The following is a 17,664-nucleotide window of genomic DNA, read 5'->3' on the forward strand; positions in this document are numbered from 1 at the left end:
GATAACAACTCAAAACGGAAAATACTCACCATGAATGCCTTGAACCAAGCCCACTGCGAAGCCTGCCGCGCCGATGCACCGAAAGTCTCCGACGAAGAATTGGCGGTACTGATCCGCGAGATCCCGGACTGGAACATCGAAGTGCGCGACGGCCACATGGAGCTCGAGCGCGTATTCCTGTTCAAGAACTTCAAGCACGCCCTGGCCTTCACCAACGCCGTGGGTGAAATCGCCGAAGCCGAAGGCCACCACCCTGGCCTGATGACCGAGTGGGGCAAGGTCACCGTGACCTGGTGGAGCCACTCGATCAAAGGCCTGCACCGCAACGATTTCATCATGTGCGCGCGCACCGACAAGGTCGCCGAGACCGCCGAAGGGCGCAAGTGATGCACTTCGCGGCGATCGGACGGGTCCCTGGCGACCCGATCCTCGGGCTGATGGAGGCCTACGCGCGCGATGACAATCCGGCCAAGTTCGACCTGGGTGTCGGTGTGTTCAAGGACGCCCAGGGCCTGACGCCGATCCCTTCGGCGGTCAAACAGGCCGAACAACGCCTGATCGCCCAGCAAGCCAGCAAAAGCTACATCGGCGGCCACGGCGACGCAGCCTTTGGCCGCCTGATCAGCGAACTGGTGCTGGGCAACGCTTCGCCGCTGCTGGCCAGCCAGCGCGCCGGCGCCACCCAGACCCCGGGTGGCACCGGCGCACTGCGCCTGGCGGCGGAATTCATCGCCCACTGCCTGCCGGGCCGCGGTCTGTGGCTGAGTGACCCGACCTGGCCGATCCACGAGACGATCTTTGCCGGCGCTGGCCTGAAGGTGTCGCACTACCCCTATGTGGGCGCGGACAATCGCCTGGACGTCGCCGGCATGCTCGCCGCCCTGGAGCAGGCGCCGCACGGCGATGTGGTACTGCTGCACGCCTGCTGCCACAACCCCACCGGTTTCGACCTGGGCCAGGACGATTGGCGCGCGGTGCTGGAGATCGTCAAGCGGCGCAACCTGCTGCCGCTGATCGACTTCGCCTACCAGGGTTTCGGCGATGGCCTGGAACAAGACGCCTGGGCGGTGCGCCTGTTCGCCGCCGAACTGCCGGAACTGCTGATCACCAGCTCCTGCTCGAAGAACTTCGGCCTGTATCGCGACCGCACCGGCGCCCTGCTGGTGTGCAGCCACGACGCCGAGAAACTGCAGGACGTGCGCAGCCAGCTGGCGCTGCTTGCCCGCAACCTGTGGTCGACGCCACCGGACCACGGCGCCGCGGTGGTAGCCGAGATTCTCGGCGATCCGGCGCTCAAGGCGCTGTGGGTCGAAGAAGTCGACGCCATGCGCCAGCGCATCGCCGAGCTTCGTGAGGGCCTGGTGCAGGCTCTTGCGCCACACGGCTTGGCCGAGCGCTTCGCGCACATTGCCGCGCAACGCGGGATGTTCTCGTATACCGGGCTGAATCCGCAACAGGTACGCCTGCTGCGGGAAAAGCACAGCGTATACATGGTCGGCACCGGCCGGGCGAACATCGCCGGCGCGGATACCCAGCGCCTGGAGCAGTTGGCAGCAGCTATCGCCGACGCCTGCCGCAGTAACTGAAAACAAGGGCACCGCTGACGCGGTGCCCTTGTTTCAAGCAGGGAAACACACCCCTCCTTCAAGAACGCTCCTTCTATCCACGTCGATTTTTCCTATCGAAGCACACCGTTATTACCTCTCTTGCGGTCACTCCGCGCCCGGCAACCTAGCCTCTTCAATCCAGTGATGACGAGGCTACACATGTTTTTGCACAGCACCCTGCCCCAAACACTCCAAGGCATCGAAGCCACTTACCTGAATACCCCGAGGTTTGGCAGCGTAGACAACTTTCGCGACGTCGCCGGCACCCACCACGCCTACCAGACCAGCAACGGGCCGATGAGGCCCGGCATGTTCTATCGCGCCAATGCACTCACCACCAATGACGAGGACTGGCAGGCCATGAGCAGCCTGGGCATCTCCCATGTTTTCGATCTGCGCACTACCAATGAGATCGCCAACGAGCCCGACCTGCTGCCGGACGGCGCCGCCTACAGGCAGATCGACGTCCTGAAAAGCCACATGACCGGCCCAGAAGCCGAAGAGCTGAAAATCGAAAGTCCCGCCGATGTGGTAGCGCTGATGCAAGGCGCCAACAAAGCATTCGTCGCCAATCCGCAGGTTCGGGAGAAGCTCGGCACGCTGCTCACCGAACTCGCCCGATGCGATGGCCCGGCAATCTTTCACTGCGCTTCCGGCAAGGACAGGACCGGGTGGGTCGCAGCCCTTCTGCAGAGCATTGCGGGTGCCGACGATGCCACGATCATGGGCGACTACCTGGCCACCAATGCCTATACCGCCGAGCGAGTGGCACGCAAGCTGGCCACACTGCCCCCGGCCATGGCCGCCTTGTACGCACCCGGCATGACGGTGGATGCCAGCTATCTGCAAGCAGGCCTTGACGAAGTCCACTCCCGCTACGGCGACATGCAACGCTATCTGGCCACAGGGCTGGACCTCGACTCACAGACCATTCTTACCCTGCGCCGAAAATTGATCGCCTGACCCTCCGCTGCACCGAAGCGCCGCCTTGACTTGGCGGCGCTTCGCCATCCTGGCCGATATCCGCCCATAAAAACCGACCCGCGGGGCGGAAAAATCTCAAACTGTCATCCTCACTGCTGTATCCTGCCCCTGCTTTTCGAAGCCACACACGCGCCACGCGCAGTCTTTTCACTCACACTTGCGAGGAACGACGAGATGCATGAAATCCCGAATCTTCCCTTCCCAAGCCTGAACCCCGAAGAGCAATCCGTTGCCGCCCACGCCGAACCGACGCCTGCCGTCGAACCGCACGGTGACGATCAATCCAGCGCTGACCAGGAATAACCGCGCAGACCCCGACAGTGTGAAAACGGCTGGCCTGTGGGAAACTCCCCGCCATCGCGTTTTCACACCGTCCAGAACCTCTACCCACTGAAGGCCCCATGCCCGATTCACCCCGCCCCCTTGCGGTCACCCTGCAAGTCGTCTCCATCGTCCTCTTCACCTTCATCGGCTACCTGAACATCGGCATCCCCCTGGCCGTGTTGCCGGGCTATGTGCACAACCAACTGGGCTTCAGCGCCGTCATCGCCGGCCTGGTGATCAGTGTGCAGTACCTGGCCACGTTGCTCAGCCGCCCCACCGCCAGCCGCATCATCGACAACCTCGGCAGCAAGAAAGCCGTGATGTGGGGCCTGACCGGCTGCGGCCTGAGCGGCGTGTTCATGCTCGCCTGCCACTTCCTCACACCCTGGCCATGGCTGAGCCTGGCCTGCCTGCTGATCGGCCGCCTGGTACTGGGCAGCGCGGAGAGCCTGGTGGGCTCGGGTTCGATTGGCTGGGGCATCGGCCGGGTCGGCGCGGGCAACACCGCCAAGGTGATTTCCTGGAACGGCATCGCCAGCTATGGCGCACTGGCCATCGGCGCGCCGCTCGGGGTGCTGATGGTCAAGCACCTGGGACTGTGGAGCATGGGCGCGAGCATCATCCTGCTGGGTGTACTCGGTCTGCTGCTGGCCTGGCCCAAGCGCGCTGCGCCTGTGGTCAGCGGGGTGCGCCTGCCGTTCCTGCAAGTGCTGGGCAAGGTGTTCCCCCATGGCTCGGGGCTGGCCCTGGGCTCGATCGGCTTCGGCACCATCGCCACGTTCATCACCCTGTACTACGCCAGCCGCGACTGGCCCAACGCGGCGCTGACCCTGAGCCTGTTCGGCGCCAGCTTCATCAGTGCGCGGTTGCTGTTCGGCAACATGATCAACCGGCTGGGTGGTTTTCGCGTGGCAATCGTTTGCTTGTCGGTGGAGACCCTTGGGTTGCTGATGCTGTGGTTGGCACCGAGCGCCGAGATGGCCCTGGCCGGCGCGGCGCTCAGTGGTTTCGGCTTCTCCCTGGTGTTCCCGGCGCTGGGCGTCGAGGCGGTGAACCAGGTATCGGCGGCCAACCGCGGCGCGGCGGTGGGGGCCTACTCGCTGTTCATCGACCTGTCGCTGGGGATTACCGGGCCGCTGGTGGGCGCGGTGGCGGCGGGGTTCGGTTTTGCCTCGATGTTCCTGTTTGCGGCAGGGGCGTCGGCGTGCGGGCTGGTGTTGAGCCTGTATCTGTACCGCCAGGCGCGGCGGATGCGCCAGAACAACTGAACGGTACAAACCTGCACCGGCCTATTCGCGGGTAAACCCGCTCCCACAGGGACTGCGCCTTTCTTGAGAAAAGCGAATTCCTGTGGGAGCGGGTTTACCCGCGAAGAGGCCGGTGCAGGATTAGCGCCGGTCAGCGCTGGGCGAACTGCAGCACCACCTCCAGCGGGTGGCGCAACTGCTTCTCGGTCATGCGCTTGACCTGGCTGCGGCACGAATAACCGGTCGCCAACGCCTCGCCGTCCTTGTCCAGCTTGGTCGCCCAGGACTGCTCGAAGATGGTCTTCGAGGTTTGCTGGTTACGCGCCTCGTGCCCATAGGTCCCCGACATGCCACAGCACCCCGTGGCCTCGGTGACCAGCTTCAGACCCATCCGCGCGAACACCTGCTCCCACTGCTTGGTACTGGCCGGCACATTGGTCTTCTCGGTGCAGTGGGCCATCAGGCGGAAGCTGCCCGCCTTGGCCGGCGCCTGCTCGGGCAGCACGTCCATCAGCCATTCCTGGGGCAGCAGCACTTGCGGGCAGCCCTCCAGGCCGTCGACCTTCTGGTACTCCTGGCGATACACCAGGGTCATCGCCGGGTCCAGCCCCACCAGCGGCACGCCGCAGTCGGCCAGGGCCTTGAGCTGGGTACCGTTGCGGATGGCCGCCTTGGCGAAGGCACCGAGGAAGCCCTGCACATGCAGCGGTTTGCCGTTGGCGCTGTAGGGCGCGAGGAACACCTTGTGCCCCAGGCGATGGGCCAGCTCGATGAACGAGGCCAGCAGCGGCGTCTCGAAGTAGCGGGTAAAGGCATCCTGCACCAGCACGATGCTGCGCTCGCGCTGGGCCGGGGTCAGCTCGCGCAGGGCCGGCACGCTGGCCACCTGCACGCGGCAACGGGTCAAGGTGGCCTGGAAGTTGAAGCGGCTGATCAGCGGGCTGTCGACCATGCCTACCTGGTCGGCCAGCAGCTTGCTCACCCATTTCGAGCCCATCACCGCGTTGTACAGGCCTGGGGCGTGGGCCAGGTACGGAATGCTGAACTCCAGCGAACCGATCAGGTAATCGCGCAGCGGGCGCTGATAGCGGCCGTGGTACAGCTCGAGGAAGCGCGAGCGGAAGTCCGGCACGTTGACCTTGATCGGGCACTGCCCCGCGCAGGACTTGCACGCCAGGCAGCCGGCCATGGCGTCGTACACCTCGTGGGAGAAGTCTTGCTGCCCCTGCTGCTGCGCACGGCGGTTGCGCAGCCGCGCCGGCAGCCCCTTGAGCCAGGAGGCCTTGCGCTGTGCGGCGGCCAGCACGTCGATGTTGGCCTCGCCCTGCAGGCGCAGCCACTCGCGGATCAGCGAAGCACGGCCCTTGGGCGAGTGCTGGCGTTCACGGGTGGCCTTCCACGACGGGCACATGGCGTCGTTGGGGTCGTAGTTGTAGCAGGCGCCGTTGCCGTTGCAGTGCACGGCGCTGCCGAAGTCCTGCCAGACGCGCTCGTCGATGGTCCGGTCAAGGTCGCCGCGCAGGGTCACGCCATCGACCGGGGTCAGGCCCTCGGCGCTGTCCGGCGGGGTGCAGATCTTGCCGGGGTTGAGCTGGTTGTGCGGGTCGAACGCGCCCTTCAGGCGCTGCAAGGCCGGGTACAGCTCGCCGAAGTACTCCGGCACGTATTCCGAGCGCAGGCCCTTGCCATGCTCGCCCCACAGCAGGCCGCCGTAGCTCTTGGTCAGCGCCGCCACCGCATCGGAGATCGGCTTGACCAGCGCGGCCTGGGCCGGGTCTTTCATGTCCAGCGCCGGGCGCACGTGCAGCACGCCGGCATCGACGTGGCCGAACATGCCGTAGGCCAGGCCATAGCCATCCAGCAGCGCGCGGAAGTCGGCAATGTAATCGGCCAACTGCTCCGGGGGCACGGCGGTGTCTTCGACGAACGGCTGCGGACGCACTTCGCCTTCGACGTTGCCCAGCAGGCCCACCGAACGCTTGCGCATCACGTACACCCGGGTTACCGCCTCGGCACCTTCGGCCAGGGTGTGGCCCAGGCGCTCGACACCCTTGTCGGCCTGCAGGTGCGCGACGAAGGCCTGGACCCGGGCATTGACCTCATCAGGTTCGTCACCGCAGAACTCCACCAGGTTGATGCCCAGGGTCGGGCGCTCGGGGTCGGCCGGGAAGTATTCGGCGACGCTGTGCCAGACGATGTCCTTCATCGCCAGCATCAGCACCTTGGAGTCGACGGTTTCGATCGACAGCGGCTTGTGCGCCATCAGGGCATTGGCGTCGCGCAGGGCGTCCATGAAGCTGGTGTAGCGCACGTTGACCAGCACGGCGTACTTGGGGATCGGCAGCACGTTGAGCTTGGCTTCGACCACGTAGCCCAGCGAGCCCTCGGCGCCGCACAGCACGCTATTGAGGTTGAAACGGCCCTGCTCGTCGCGCAGGTGCGCCAGGTCGTAGCCGGTCAGGCAGCGGTTGAGCTTGGGGAAGGTGCTTTCGATCAGCTCGCCCTGGGTTTCCTGGATCTCGCGGGCCATGCGGTAAACCTCGCCCACCCGGCCGGGCGCCGCGCAGGCTTGTTCCAGCGTGGCATCGTCAATCGGCAGGCTGTGCAGGCGTTCGCCACCGAGCAGCACGCTGTGCAGCTCGAGCACGTGGTCGCGGGTCTTGCCGTAGGTGCAACTGCCCTGGCCGCTGGCGTCGGTGTTGATCATGCCGCCCACGGTGGCGCGGTTGGAGGTGGACAGCTCGGGGGCGAAGAACAGCCCGTGGGGCTTGAGCGCGGCGTTGAGCTGGTCCTTGACCGTGCCGGCCTGCACCCGCACCCAGCGCTCCTCGACGTTGATTTCGAGGATCTTGTTCATGTGCCGCGACAGGTCGACGACGATGCCATCGGTCAGCGACTGGCCGTTGGTGCCGGTACCGCCACCGCGCGGGGTGAGCTTGATGCCATGAAAGCGCGATTCGGCCATCAGCGTGGCGACCCGCGCCACATCGTCGGCGTCCAGCGGGAACACCGCCGCCTGGGGCAGGCGCTGGTAGATCGAGTTGTCGGTGGCCAGCACGGTACGGGTACCGTAGTCGGCACTGATCTGGCCACGGAAGCCACTGTTTTTCAGGGCTTCGAGGAATTCGGGGTAGTTGGCGGCAGGCGCACGGGGCAGCAGCTGGGCGATCATCGTTGGATGGCCTCTTGATATGGACTTGTTCACGGTTTCAGGCGCGACGCAGTTGTCATCGGGGGAGCAGGCTTGAAGCCATCGCGGGGCAAGCCCGCTCCCACGATTATGAGCATTTCCTGTTCATCCGGTATGAATGACACTCAAGCGGATGACGAATGAGCCAATGTTCCTGTAGTTTCGCGCCAGGGGCAAACGGATATTCCTGCCGCTATCAATGAGTTTTATGAATGAATTACCGCCACCTCACCCCATCGATGTCGCTGCTGCTGGCATTCGAGGCCGCCGCCCGGCACGAAAGCTACACCCGCGCCGCCGCGGAGCTTTCGCTTACGCAAAGCGCGGTGAGCCGCCAGGTGCAGGCGCTGGAGCAACAACTGGGGCTTACCCTGTTCCGCCGCGAGGGCCGCCAGGTACTGCTTACCGATGTCGGGCGCCTGTACCAGCGCGAGCTGAGCGAGGCGTTGGGGCGCATCCGCAGCGCCACATTGCAGGCGCTGGCCTATCAGTCCGGGGTCGGCACCCTGCGCCTGGCTACCCTGCCGACCTTCGGCTCGAAATGGCTGCTGCCACGCCTGCATGCCTTCTACAGTGCCCACCCGGGGATGCTGGTGCATATTCATTCACGTATCGAAGCGATCAATTTCGACACCAGTGAGATCGACGCGGCCATCGGCGTGGCCAGCCACGACTTGCCGGGGCTGATCTGCCATCGCCTGCATGCCGAGGAACTGGTGGTGATCCTGCCACCGGAAAGCGCTCGTGATGGCCAACACTGGAACCCGGCGCGGATCAGCGAAGAGGTGCTGCTCAACGTTGCCAACAACCCCCACGCCTGGGGTGAATGGTTCTCCCACCACGCCCTGCCCCACCGCGCGATGCGCCTGGGGCCGAGCTTCGAGCTGACGTCGCACCTGATCCAGGCGGTACGGGCGGGGATAGGGATCGGCCTGGTGCCCAGGATTCTGGTAGCCGAGGAACTGGCCAGTGGCGAGCTGTTCAGCCCAGGCGTGCCGTTCGCCAGCCAGCGCAGCTATTACCTGATCTATCCGCCGAGGAATGAGGCATTACCCTCATTGCGGGCGTTTCGTGGCTGGTTGCTGGAACAGATCTGAGTCATCCAGCACCAATACCGACGCCATCGCGGGGCAAGCCCGCTCCCACAGAAGCCGCACAGCTCAAAGCCTCGCGGGAGCGGGCTTGCCCCGCGATGGCGTCAGCGCCAACAACAAAAAACCCGATGCCAGTCTCCCGGCATCGGGTTTCTTCAACCAGCCTCAGCGCTTACTTGGCAACAGTGCCAGCCGCACCGTTGGCCTGCGACCCACGCTTGCTCTTGAGCATATAGGCCACATACATCACCACCAGCCATACCGGCATCGCATACACCGACACCTGAATGCCCGGGATCTGCAGCATGATGCCCAGGATCAGCACCACGAACGCCAACACCACATAGTTGCCGTAGGGGTACCACAGCGCCTTGAACAGCGGCTTCTGGCCGGTACGGTCGAGGTGCTGGCGGAACTTCAGGTGCGAGTAGCTGATCATCGCCCAGTTGATCACCAGGGTCGCTACCACCAGCGACATCAGCAGCTCCAGGGCATTCTGCGGCATCAGGTAGTTGAGCAGCACCGCGATCAGGGTCACGGCCGCCGACACCAGGATCGAACGCACCGGCACACCGCGCTTGTCCACCTTGGCCAGGGCCGCCGGGGCATCGCCCTGCTCGGCCATGCCCAGGAGCATACGGGCATTGCAGTAGGTGCCGCTGTTGTACACCGACAGTGCCGCGGTCAGGACCACGAAGTTCAGCAGATGCGCGGCCACGTCACTGCCCAGCAACGAGAACACCTGGACGAACGGGCTGCTGCCATAGCTGCCACCGGAGGCGTCGATGCTGGCGACCAGGGTGTCCCACGGCGTCAGCGACAGCAGTACCACCAGGGCACCGACGTAGAAAATCAGGATACGGTAGATGACCTGGTTGATGGCCTTGGGGATCACGGTCTTCGGCTTGTCGGCCTCGGCAGCGGTGAAGCCGAGCATTTCCAGGCCACCGAAGGAGAACATGATGAACGCCAGGGCCATCACCAGGCCGCTGACCCCATTGGGGAAGAAGCCGCCATGGGCCCACAGGTTGGTGACCGTAGCCTCAGGGCCACCGCTACCGCTGGTCAGCAGGTAGGCACCCAGGCCGATCATGCCGACGATGGCGGCCACCTTGATGATGGCGAACCAGAACTCGGCCTCGCCGAAGAACTTAACGTTCATCAGGTTGATGGCGTTGATCAGCAGGAAGAAGCCTGCCGCGGTGACCCAGGTCGGGATCTCCGGCCACCAGTAATGGACGTACTTGCCCACCGCCGACAGTTCCGACATGCCGACCAGGATGTACAGCACCCAGCAGTTCCAGCCCGACAGGAAGCCGGCGAAACCGCCCCAGTACTTGTGCGCGAAGTGGCTGAAGGAGCCGGCCACCGGCTCCTCGACGATCATCTCGCCCAGCTGGCGCATGATCATGAAGGCAATGAAGCCGCAGATGGCGTAGCCGAGGATCATCGACGGACCCGCGGATTTCATCACGCCGGCCGAGCCGAGGAACAATCCGGTGCCGATGGCGCCGCCCAGGGCGATCAGCTGGATATGGCGGTTCTTCAAGCCACGCTTGAGCTCGCCGGACTGTGAGGTATGTCCACTCATGAACGAAGTCACCTGCTTGTTTTTATCTGTGACGGAATCGGACCCACCGCGCTCGTGGCGCAGCGGAATGGGCAAGGTGGTTACCTTGGGTTCTTGGACGGGTCTGTCGCGATGGGCAGGGCCCAGGGCGAATCAACCGGGTGTCAGCAAGAGTGCGCGGTACGCAAGGGGGTCACAGGTAAAACGCGGCGCATTGTATACCCCTGCAAACGCGCAGGCGTCAACGCGTTGCATCGTTTCCTGTGGAAAAAACGCAGCGGTCCTGGGGCGAAGGCCTGAAAAGGCGGAGTGATCGGCGTACATGGCGCCTCCATTTGTTGTTCTGTTACCGGGCTCTTTGGCCAGGCGTTGCACACGGCAATGGCGCTATATCAACGTGCGGGCGGGGTTTGGACAAGGGGGCGAATCGAGGGCGGATGGCTCTGGAACGGCGGGCGCGGCAAGTTCTGTTTACAGCGGTAGGAAAAATCGGGTTTGGCCGGGAATTTTGCCACGATTCGTACAGTTTTCTTTACAAGGCGGTTCGAAAACTTTCCAAAACCTAAAGAAATTTCTTTTGAATCAGTTATTTGGGCCAGTTTACAGCCCTACACCTGTAGGAGCGGCCTTGCGCCGCGAAAGGGTCGCGCAGGATGGCACGGGCTTCGCCCGTATTCGCGGGGCAAGCCCGCTCCCACAAGATCGCGCTAGCTTTAGCAGTTGAGCAAGACTGTTGCTCCTACAGAGCCCGTGCCAATTCGCGGGCACAAAAAAGCCAGCCCGAAGGCTGGCTCTTTCGCTACACGGGCCGATCAGCCACGCGGCTTGCCACGACCACGGCCGGCCGGCTTGTCGCCGTCCGGGCGGGCGGGACGCTTGCGCATCTCACTCGGACGCTCGGCCACCGCGCTGCCACGGTTGCCTTTGCGCGGCGCAGCCTCTTCACGCGGCGCACGCGCAGGGCGCTCGGCCTGACCTTCACCGGCCGGACGCAGGGTGCGCACACGCTCGCCACGACCCAATGGGCGGGTCGACTTGCGCTGCATGCGCTCCATCTTGTCCTTGGCCTTGAGGTTCAGCGTTGGCAGTGCCACCGGCTGCAGACCCACTTCGGCGGCCAGGATATCGATCTCGCCCTGGCTCATTTCGCGCCAGCGGCCCATCGGCAGGTCGGAGTTGAGGAACACCGGGCCGAAACGCACGCGCTTCAGGCGGCTGACCACCACGCCTTGCGACTCCCACAGGCGACGCACTTCGCGGTTACGGCCTTCCATCACCACGCAGTGGTACCAGTGGTTGAAGCCTTCACCGCCCGGAGCCTTCTGGATGTCGGTGAACTTGGCCGGGCCATCCTCGAGCATCACGCCAGCCTTGAGGCGCTCGACCATGTCGTCGTCGACCTCACCACGCACGCGCACGGCGTACTCGCGGTCCATCTCGTAGGACGGGTGCATCAGGCGGTTGGCCAGTTCACCGTCGGTGGTGAACAGCAGCAGGCCGGTGGTGTTGATGTCCAGGCGGCCGATGTTGATCCAACGGCCCTCTTTCGGACGCGGCAGGCGGTCGAACACGGTCGGGCGGCCTTCCGGGTCGTCACGGGTGCAGATTTCGCCGTCGGGCTTGTTGTACATGATCACGCGGCGGGTCGCTTCGGCGGCCTCGACGCGCTTGATCAGCTTGCCGTCGACGGTGATGGCGTCGTGCAGGTCGACGCGAAGGCCCAGGGTGGCCTCGACACCGTTGACCTTGATACGGCCCTGGGCGATCCAGGCCTCGACGTCACGACGCGAGCCCACGCCGATGCGCGCCAGCACTTTCTGCAGCTTTTCGCCGGACGGAGGGGTGGGTTGTTGGTCCTGCAGGTCTTGCTCACTCATCTGGGCACCTCCCGGTGTATTAGTGAAAGCGGTTTTTGGCGACGGATGCGCCAAAGGGGCGCGCATCATACGCGGTTCGGCGCGGGAACGCACTGGAGGGTAGGCTGTTTTTTGAGGTTGAGGGGCGTTTTCTGCCAGATGGCACTGCATGGCCTCTTCGCGGGTAAACCCGCTCCCACAGGGGCCCGCATCCCCTGTGGGAGCGGGTTCACCCGCGAAGAGGCCGGCGCAGCAGACACATGAGCATCAGGGCTCCAGCTTGGCTTGCGCTTCAGGCTCTTCGCGCAAATCATCGAAATCAGTCTTGAGCCCCTCTTCCATCGCATCCAGCTCCACCAGCAGCGAGCGGAAACTGGTTTCATCCTTCGGCGCTGGCGCTTCACCCTCCTCGCCCAGGCTGGCATCGGCCAAGGCCTGCAAGTGCGCGGGCACTGGCGCCTCGTCCGGGTCGTCGAGTGGCGCCTCTGGCTCCAACTCGCGCAACTCGGCCAACGCCGGGAGCTGATCGAGGCTCTTGAGGTTGAAGTGATCGAGGAATGCCTTGGTGGTGGCGAACATGGCCGGCCGCCCGGGCACCTCACGGTAACCGACGATACGGATCCACTCACGCTCCATCAGGGTCTTGATGATGTTGCTGTTCACCGCTACCCCCCGCACATCCTCGATCTCGCCACGGGTAATGGGCTGGCGATAGGCGATCAGCGCAATGGTTTCAAGCAAGGCACGGGAATAGCGCTGCGGGCGCTCTTCCCACAGGCGGCCGACCCAGGGCGCATAGCTTTCGCGGATCTGCAGGCGGTAACCGGTGGCCACCTCCTTGAGCTCGAAGGCGCGGCCATTGCAAGACTTGCCGAGCACCTCCAGGGCCTTCTTGAAGACAGCCGGCGCCGGACGCTCGGCCTCTTCGAACAGTTCGTACAGGCGCTCCAGGGATTGCGGCTTGCCCGAGGCAAGCAGGAAAGCCTCGATCAGCGACGCGAGTTCACGGGGTTCGTTCAGGTTCATGGGGTCGTCAGGTCACTCTGCCCGGGCGCGGACGTGGATCGGGGCGAAAGCCTCATTTTGCACCAGTTCGATCAGCGATTCCTTCACCAGCTCAAGAATCGCCATGAAGGTCACCACCACCCCGAGCTTGCCTTCCTCGGCGCTGAACAGCTCGACGAAGGGCACGAACTCGCCGCCCTTGAGGCGTTCGAGCACCTGGCTCATGCGCTCGCGAGTAGACAGGGCCTCGCGGGTGATCTGGTGGCTTTCGAACAAGTCGTTGCGGCGCATGACCTCGGCCATGGACAACAGGATCTCTTCCAGGGCGACATCGGGCAGCAGCTTGCGCACCTTGGCCTGTGGCGCATCCAACTGCGGCACCAGCACCTCGCGACCAACTCGTGGCAACTCATCGATGCCCTCGGCGGCGGCCTTGAAGCGCTCGTACTCCTGCAGGCGGCGGATCAGCTCGGCGCGCGGGTCGCCCTCGTCCTCCTCCACTTCGGCGGAACGCGGCAGCAGCATGCGCGATTTGATCTCGGCGAGCATCGCAGCCATCACCAGGTACTCGGCGGCCAGCTCCAGGCGCACGTTCTTCATCAGCTCGACATAGCTCATGTACTGGCGGGTGATTTCCGCCACCGGGATATCGAGGATGTCGACGTTCTGCTTGCGGATCAGGTACAGCAGCAGGTCGAGCGGGCCTTCGAAGGCTTCGAGGAAGACCTCCAGGGCGTCCGGCGGGATGTACAGATCGACCGGCAACTCGGTCAGGGCTTCGCCATAGACCAGGGCCAACTGCAGCTGGAAAGGCGTCTCGGCCTCCACGGCCGGCGCCTCGGGCGCTTCCACCTGGCTCACGCGTTGGCCAGGAAGGGACTGGGGTCGCCGCAGCCTTCGCGGATCAGCGAAGGCTCGTCGCCGGACAGGTCGATGATGGTGGAGGCCTTCAGGTCACCGAAACCGCCGTCGATGACCAGGTCGACATGGTGCTCCAGCCGTTCGCGGATTTCATAAGGGTCAGTCATCGGCTCGCTATCGCCCGGCAGGATCAGGCTCACGCTCATCAACGGCTCGCCCAGCTCGGCCAGCAGCGCCAGGGTAATGGCATGGTCCGGCACACGCAGGCCGATGGTCCGGCGCTTCTCGTGCAGCAACAGGCGCGGCACCTCGCGGGTGCCGTTGAGGATGAAGGTATAAGGCCCTGGCACATGGGCCTTGAGCAGGCGGAAGGTGCCGGTATCGACCTTGGCATACAACCCGAGTTGCGACATGTCGCAACACATCAGGGTGAAGTTGTGCGACTTGTCCAGGCCGCGCAGGCGCCGCACCCGTTCGATAGCCGCCTTGTCGCCGATCTGGCAACCCAGGGCGTAGGCCGAATCGGTCGGGTAGACCACCACGCCGCCTTTACGGATGATCTCCACCGCCTGGCGGATCAAACGTGGTTGCGGGTTCTCCGGATGAATCTGGAAAAATTGGCTCACGAAGTCGTCCTGTTCATACCGCCATAGGCTGTTCATGTCGGAATCGGCGCCACAGGGGTGGCAAGTCCTCAGGCAATGGCCGGTAGGCACCGATCTCGCCCCAGGTGCCGGGGCCGTGGAAATCACTGCCAGCGCTTGCCAGCAGGCCGAACTCACGGGTGAGGATGGACATCGTCCCCACCTGCTCGGGCGGCATCATCCCATTGACCACTTCCAGTGCCTGCCCACCTGCCTGAATATAGTCGGCAATCAGCCGTCTGCGCTTGCTGCGGGTCAGTTCGTAGTGCATGGGATGAGCCAGGCTCACCCACGCATTGGACTGGCGCAGCGTGGCGACGGTTTCCTCGAGTGTCGGCCAGTGCAACTTGACGTCGCCCAGCTTGCCGGCGCCCAGCCACTTGCGAAACGCTTCGCCGCGGTCCTTGACGAAGCCTGCGCGCACCATGAACTCGGCGAAATGCGGGCGTGCCGGGGCGTTGCCGCTGTCGCCCAGTTCCTGCTGCACCGCCCGTGCACCTTCGAGCGCCCCGGGCATGCCCTTGGCGGCCAGCTTGCGATCGATCTCTTCGGCGCGCAGCCAGCGGCCACGGTGGAGGTTTTCGATGGCTTCGAGCAAAGGCGGTGCATCGAGGGCGAAGTCGTAACCCAGCACATGGATGGTCGCGCCGCCCCAGGTGCACGACAGCTCCACGCCACTGACCCAGTGCATGCCATTGTCGAGGCAGGCCTGGCGGGCCTCGGGCAGCCCTTCGAGGGTATCGTGGTCGGTGAGCGACAAGGTCCGCACCCCATGCTCATGGGCCCGGGCGACCAGTGCCGTGGGCGACAGGGCGCCGTCGGAGGCCGTGCTGTGACAGTGCAGATCAACATTCATGGTGGAGCGCTTTCGCCGGAATCGATGTTTGTTATTATGCCGTCACATCCCGCTTCTGGCTGCCACTGTGAAACAATTCATCGATTTCATCCCGCTGCTGCTGTTCTTCATCGTTTACAAACTGGACCCGCGCCCGGTCGAATTCGCAGGCCACAGCTTTGAATTCGGCGGTATCTACAGCGCCACGGCGATGCTTATCCTCAGTTCGCTGGTGGTTTACGGCGCGCTGTTCCTGCGCCACCGCAAGCTCGAGAAAGGCCAGTTGCTGACCCTGGTTGCCTGCCTGGTGTTCGGCGGGCTGACCCTGGCGTTCCACAGCGAAACCTTCCTCAAGTGGAAGGCGCCGGTGGTCAACTGGCTGTTTGCCCTGGCCTTCGCCGGCAGCCACTTCATCGGTGACCGGGTGCTGATCAAACGCATCATGGGCCACGCCCTGACACTTCCAGAAACAGTCTGGACCCGCCTGAACCTGGCATGGATCCTGTTCTTCCTGGTCTGCGGCGCCGCCAACCTGTTCGTCGCCTTCACCTTCCAGGACTTCTGGGTCGACTTCAAGGTGTTCGGCAGCCTGGGCATGACCGTGATCTTCCTGGTGGCGCAGGGTGTATACCTTTCGCGCCACCTGCACGACACCGACCCCTCCACTTCCAAACCCAAGGACTGACATGCTCTACGCCATCATCGCCAGCGACGTCGCGAACTCCCTGGAAAAACGCCTGGCCGCCCGCCCTGCCCACATCGAGCGCCTGCAACAGCTCAAGGCCGAAGGCCGCGTGGTCCTGGCCGGCCCGCACCCGGCCATCGACAGCAACGACCCGGGCGCCGCCGGCTTCAGCGGCAGCCTGATCGTCGCCGAGTTCGAATCGCTGGCCGCCGCCCAGGCCTGGGCCGACGCCGACCCGTACATTGCTGCCGGCGTCTACGACAAGGTCGTGGTCAAGCCGTTCAAGCAAGTCCTGCCGTAACAGGCTTTTGAGTAGTTGTTGTGGGTGCAGCTTCGTGGGAGCGGGCTTGCCCCGCGATTGCGCCAGTCCAAGCTATCGCTATCGCGGGGCAAGCCCGCTCCCACGCAGCTGCTCCCAGCTACACCCCCGCACTGCACTATTCATAAATTGCGACGACCGGCCGACAACCTCCTGAACCGACAAGAATCAGGAGTCCCAATGCGTCAAGGTCCGATGTCCGTGCTGCTTTGCCTGTTGCTGCTATCCCCTTTCGCCGCGGCCGAACAGCCGTTGTCGCTGGAAGCCGGAGCGCGGATCACCGAGCTGCAGCAGCGCCTGGAAGAGAGCGAGAAACAACGTACTCTGCTGGCCCAGCAAATGCAGAGCCAGGACAGCGAGCGCGAGAGTGCCCAACTGAGCCGCCTGCGCCAGGACAACCAGCGCCTGAAGCTGGCCATCAAGGAGCTGCAGGCCGCGGCCAATCCTGTGCAACGCCTGCTCACCGACCAGCAACAATGGTTCCTGATCGGCTCGGCCGTTGCACTGTTGTCGGTAGTCTGCGGTATCTTAGCCAGCGGCGGTCACAGACGACGCCGGCAATGGTTGAATTGAGTGAGACATGAGCGAGCTGTTACTGATTGATGATGACCAGGAGCTGTGTGAGCTGCTTGGCAGCTGGCTGACCCAGGAAGGCTTTGAGGTGCGCGCCTGCCACGATGGCCTGAGCGCGCGCCAGGCCCTGGCCGCCCACGCTCCGGCAGCGGTGGTACTGGATGTGATGTTGCCCGATGGCAGCGGCCTGGAACTGCTCAAGCAGCTGCGCAACGAACACGCCGACCTGCCGGTGCTGATGCTCTCGGCCCGTGGCGAGCCGCTGGACCGCATCCTGGGCCTGGAGCTCGGCGCCGACGACTACCTGGCCAAACCCTGCGACCCTCGCGAGCTCACCGCTCGCCTGCGCGCAGTGCTGCGCCGCAGCCACCCCAGCGCGCCCACCTCGCAGATCGAGGTCGGCGACATGGTCTTCAGCCCGGTACGCGGGGTGGTCAGCATCGACCAACGCGAGATGACCCTTACTTTGTCCGAGAGCCGCATCCTCGAAGCCTTGCTGCGCCAGCCCGGTGAACCGCTGGACAAGCAGGAGCTGGCGCAGATCGGCCTGGGCCGCAAGCTCACCCTCTACGACCGCAGCCTGGACATGCATGTCAGCAACCTGCGCAAGAAGATCGGCCCGCACGCCGACGGCCGCCCGCGCATCGTCGCACTGCGTAGCCGGGGTTACTACTACAGCCTCTGACAGGATTCAGCGTGGGAGCGACGCTACGTGGGAGCGGGCTTGCCCCGCGATAGCGTTGGCAGGGAAAACCCGGGTGGTTGCGCCGACGCCATCGCGGGGCAAGCCCGCTCCCACGAACGTCCAGCGGCTCCGTTGATCTTTACCCAGCCTTTACCCTCGCCTGACCGCCCTTGACCTTGATCTCC

The 17,664-nt window shown here is 64.3% G+C and carries 17 protein-coding genes; 10 read left to right on the forward strand and 7 right to left on the reverse strand.

The genetic code is table 11. From position 1 onward, the window contains the following. Positions 1-30: 30 nt before the first annotated feature. The 5 genes from F6X61_RS17320 to F6X61_RS17335 all read left to right on the forward strand — a co-directional run bounded on the left by F6X61_RS17320 (position 31) and on the right by F6X61_RS17335 (position 4,183). Positions 31-387, forward strand: coding sequence for a 4a-hydroxytetrahydrobiopterin dehydratase (locus F6X61_RS17320; RefSeq protein ID WP_110991926.1), 357 nt, complete (start codon positions 31-33; stop codon positions 385-387). Next, positions 387-1,586, forward strand: a complete 1,200-nt coding sequence (locus F6X61_RS17325; protein ID WP_153787639.1) for an amino acid aminotransferase — start codon at positions 387-389, stop codon at positions 1,584-1,586. The genes F6X61_RS17320 and F6X61_RS17325 overlap by 1 nt, the downstream gene beginning before the upstream one ends. Before the next feature lie 180 nt (positions 1,587-1,766). Further along, complete coding sequence (locus F6X61_RS17330; RefSeq protein ID WP_178125839.1) at positions 1,767-2,570, forward strand: tyrosine-protein phosphatase; 804 nt, start codon at positions 1,767-1,769, stop codon at positions 2,568-2,570. 195 nt (positions 2,571-2,765) lie between these two features. Continuing rightward, positions 2,766-2,894, forward strand: coding sequence for a hypothetical protein (locus F6X61_RS27285; RefSeq protein ID WP_256671375.1), 129 nt, complete (start codon positions 2,766-2,768; stop codon positions 2,892-2,894). Between the two features lie 98 nt (positions 2,895-2,992). After that, positions 2,993-4,183, forward strand: coding sequence for an MFS transporter (locus F6X61_RS17335; RefSeq protein WP_153787641.1), 1,191 nt, complete (start codon positions 2,993-2,995; stop codon positions 4,181-4,183). 130 nt (positions 4,184-4,313) lie between these two features. Here F6X61_RS17335 and F6X61_RS17340 read toward each other — a convergent pair whose 3' ends face one another. After that, positions 4,314-7,334, reverse strand: a complete 3,021-nt coding sequence (locus F6X61_RS17340) for an FAD-binding and (Fe-S)-binding domain-containing protein (protein WP_153787642.1) — start codon at positions 7,332-7,334, stop codon at positions 4,314-4,316. A gap of 230 nt (positions 7,335-7,564) precedes the next feature. On the opposite strand from F6X61_RS17340, the gene F6X61_RS17345 reads away from it, so the two are divergent. Then, entirely contained in the window at positions 7,565-8,449 is an 885-nt protein-coding gene (locus tag F6X61_RS17345; protein ID WP_153787643.1) for a LysR substrate-binding domain-containing protein, read from the forward strand. Between the two features lie 169 nt (positions 8,450-8,618). Here the strand turns inward: F6X61_RS17345 and F6X61_RS17350 are convergent, their stop codons facing one another. The 6 genes from F6X61_RS17350 to F6X61_RS17375 form a co-directional block, all read right to left on the reverse strand. Continuing rightward, positions 8,619-10,037, reverse strand: coding sequence for an amino acid permease (locus F6X61_RS17350; RefSeq protein WP_153787644.1), 1,419 nt, complete (start codon positions 10,035-10,037; stop codon positions 8,619-8,621). A gap of 791 nt (positions 10,038-10,828) precedes the next feature. After that, a complete protein-coding gene (rluB, locus tag F6X61_RS17355) occupies positions 10,829-11,893 on the reverse strand; it encodes a 23S rRNA pseudouridine(2605) synthase RluB (RefSeq protein WP_153787645.1) in 1,065 nt (354 codons plus the stop codon). 246 nt (positions 11,894-12,139) lie between these two features. Then, positions 12,140-12,898 carry an SMC-Scp complex subunit ScpB gene (gene scpB / locus F6X61_RS17360; RefSeq protein WP_125859564.1) on the reverse strand — a complete coding sequence of 253 codons (759 nt, stop codon included), beginning with the start codon at positions 12,896-12,898 and terminating at the stop codon, positions 12,140-12,142. 12 nt (positions 12,899-12,910) lie between these two features. Then, positions 12,911-13,609 (reverse strand): ScpA family protein, encoded by a 699-nt coding sequence (locus tag F6X61_RS17365; RefSeq protein ID WP_178125842.1) that lies wholly within the window; start codon positions 13,607-13,609, stop codon positions 12,911-12,913. 125 nt (positions 13,610-13,734) lie between these two features. Beyond that, positions 13,735-14,364, reverse strand: a complete 630-nt coding sequence (locus F6X61_RS17370) for an L-threonylcarbamoyladenylate synthase (RefSeq protein ID WP_153787647.1) — start codon at positions 14,362-14,364, stop codon at positions 13,735-13,737. 13 nt (positions 14,365-14,377) lie between these two features. Continuing rightward, the gene (locus F6X61_RS17375) at positions 14,378-15,238 is read right to left on the reverse strand and encodes a PHP domain-containing protein (RefSeq protein ID WP_153787648.1); all 861 of its coding nucleotides are present in this window, start codon (positions 15,236-15,238) and stop codon (positions 14,378-14,380) included. A 67-nt stretch (positions 15,239-15,305) separates the two neighbouring features. Between F6X61_RS17375 and F6X61_RS17380 the strand changes: the two genes are divergently transcribed. From F6X61_RS17380 to F6X61_RS17395, 4 genes are all read left to right on the forward strand, one after another. Continuing rightward, entirely contained in the window at positions 15,306-15,902 is a 597-nt protein-coding gene (locus F6X61_RS17380; protein WP_153787649.1) for a septation protein A, read from the forward strand. Between the two features lies 1 nt (position 15,903). Beyond that, entirely contained in the window at positions 15,904-16,203 is a 300-nt protein-coding gene (locus tag F6X61_RS17385; RefSeq protein WP_110991937.1) for a YciI family protein, read from the forward strand. A gap of 198 nt (positions 16,204-16,401) precedes the next feature. Further along, positions 16,402-16,794 (forward strand): translation initiation factor 2, encoded by a 393-nt coding sequence (locus tag F6X61_RS17390; RefSeq protein WP_153787650.1) that lies wholly within the window; start codon positions 16,402-16,404, stop codon positions 16,792-16,794. 7 nt (positions 16,795-16,801) lie between these two features. Further along, positions 16,802-17,479, forward strand: coding sequence for a response regulator transcription factor (locus tag F6X61_RS17395; RefSeq protein ID WP_153787651.1), 678 nt, complete (start codon positions 16,802-16,804; stop codon positions 17,477-17,479). Positions 17,480-17,664: the final 185 nt, after the last annotated feature.

This window comes from Pseudomonas sp. EMN2 (genome assembly GCF_009650555.1).
GTDB classification, from domain to species: Bacteria; Pseudomonadota; Gammaproteobacteria; order Pseudomonadales; family Pseudomonadaceae; genus Aquipseudomonas; species Aquipseudomonas sichuanensis.

What these genes read in the sequence shown, in the direction of transcription:
- F6X61_RS17320 (WP_110991926.1), top strand. Translation starts at nt 31, where the DNA reads ATGAATGCCTTGAACCAAGCCCACTGCGAAGCCTGCCGCGCCGATGCA.
- F6X61_RS17325 (WP_153787639.1), top strand. Translation starts at nt 387, where the DNA reads ATGCACTTCGCGGCGATCGGACGGGTCCCTGGCGACCCGATCCTCGGG.
- F6X61_RS17330 (WP_178125839.1), top strand. Translation starts at nt 1,767, where the DNA reads ATGTTTTTGCACAGCACCCTGCCCCAAACACTCCAAGGCATCGAAGCC.
- F6X61_RS27285 (WP_256671375.1), top strand. Translation starts at nt 2,766, where the DNA reads ATGCATGAAATCCCGAATCTTCCCTTCCCAAGCCTGAACCCCGAAGAG.
- F6X61_RS17335 (WP_153787641.1), top strand. Translation starts at nt 2,993, where the DNA reads ATGCCCGATTCACCCCGCCCCCTTGCGGTCACCCTGCAAGTCGTCTCC.
- F6X61_RS17340 (WP_153787642.1), bottom strand. Translation starts at nt 7,334, where the DNA reads ATGATCGCCCAGCTGCTGCCCCGTGCGCCTGCCGCCAACTACCCCGAA.
- F6X61_RS17345 (WP_153787643.1), top strand. Translation starts at nt 7,565, where the DNA reads ATGAATTACCGCCACCTCACCCCATCGATGTCGCTGCTGCTGGCATTC.
- F6X61_RS17350 (WP_153787644.1), bottom strand. Translation starts at nt 10,037, where the DNA reads ATGAGTGGACATACCTCACAGTCCGGCGAGCTCAAGCGTGGCTTGAAG.
- rluB (WP_153787645.1), bottom strand. Translation starts at nt 11,893, where the DNA reads ATGAGTGAGCAAGACCTGCAGGACCAACAACCCACCCCTCCGTCCGGC.
- scpB (WP_125859564.1), bottom strand. Translation starts at nt 12,898, where the DNA reads ATGAACCTGAACGAACCCCGTGAACTCGCGTCGCTGATCGAGGCTTTC.
- F6X61_RS17375 (WP_153787648.1), bottom strand. Translation starts at nt 15,238, where the DNA reads ATGAATGTTGATCTGCACTGTCACAGCACGGCCTCCGACGGCGCCCTG.
- F6X61_RS17385 (WP_110991937.1), top strand. Translation starts at nt 15,904, where the DNA reads ATGCTCTACGCCATCATCGCCAGCGACGTCGCGAACTCCCTGGAAAAA.
- F6X61_RS17390 (WP_153787650.1), top strand. Translation starts at nt 16,402, where the DNA reads ATGCGTCAAGGTCCGATGTCCGTGCTGCTTTGCCTGTTGCTGCTATCC.
- F6X61_RS17395 (WP_153787651.1), top strand. Translation starts at nt 16,802, where the DNA reads ATGAGCGAGCTGTTACTGATTGATGATGACCAGGAGCTGTGTGAGCTG.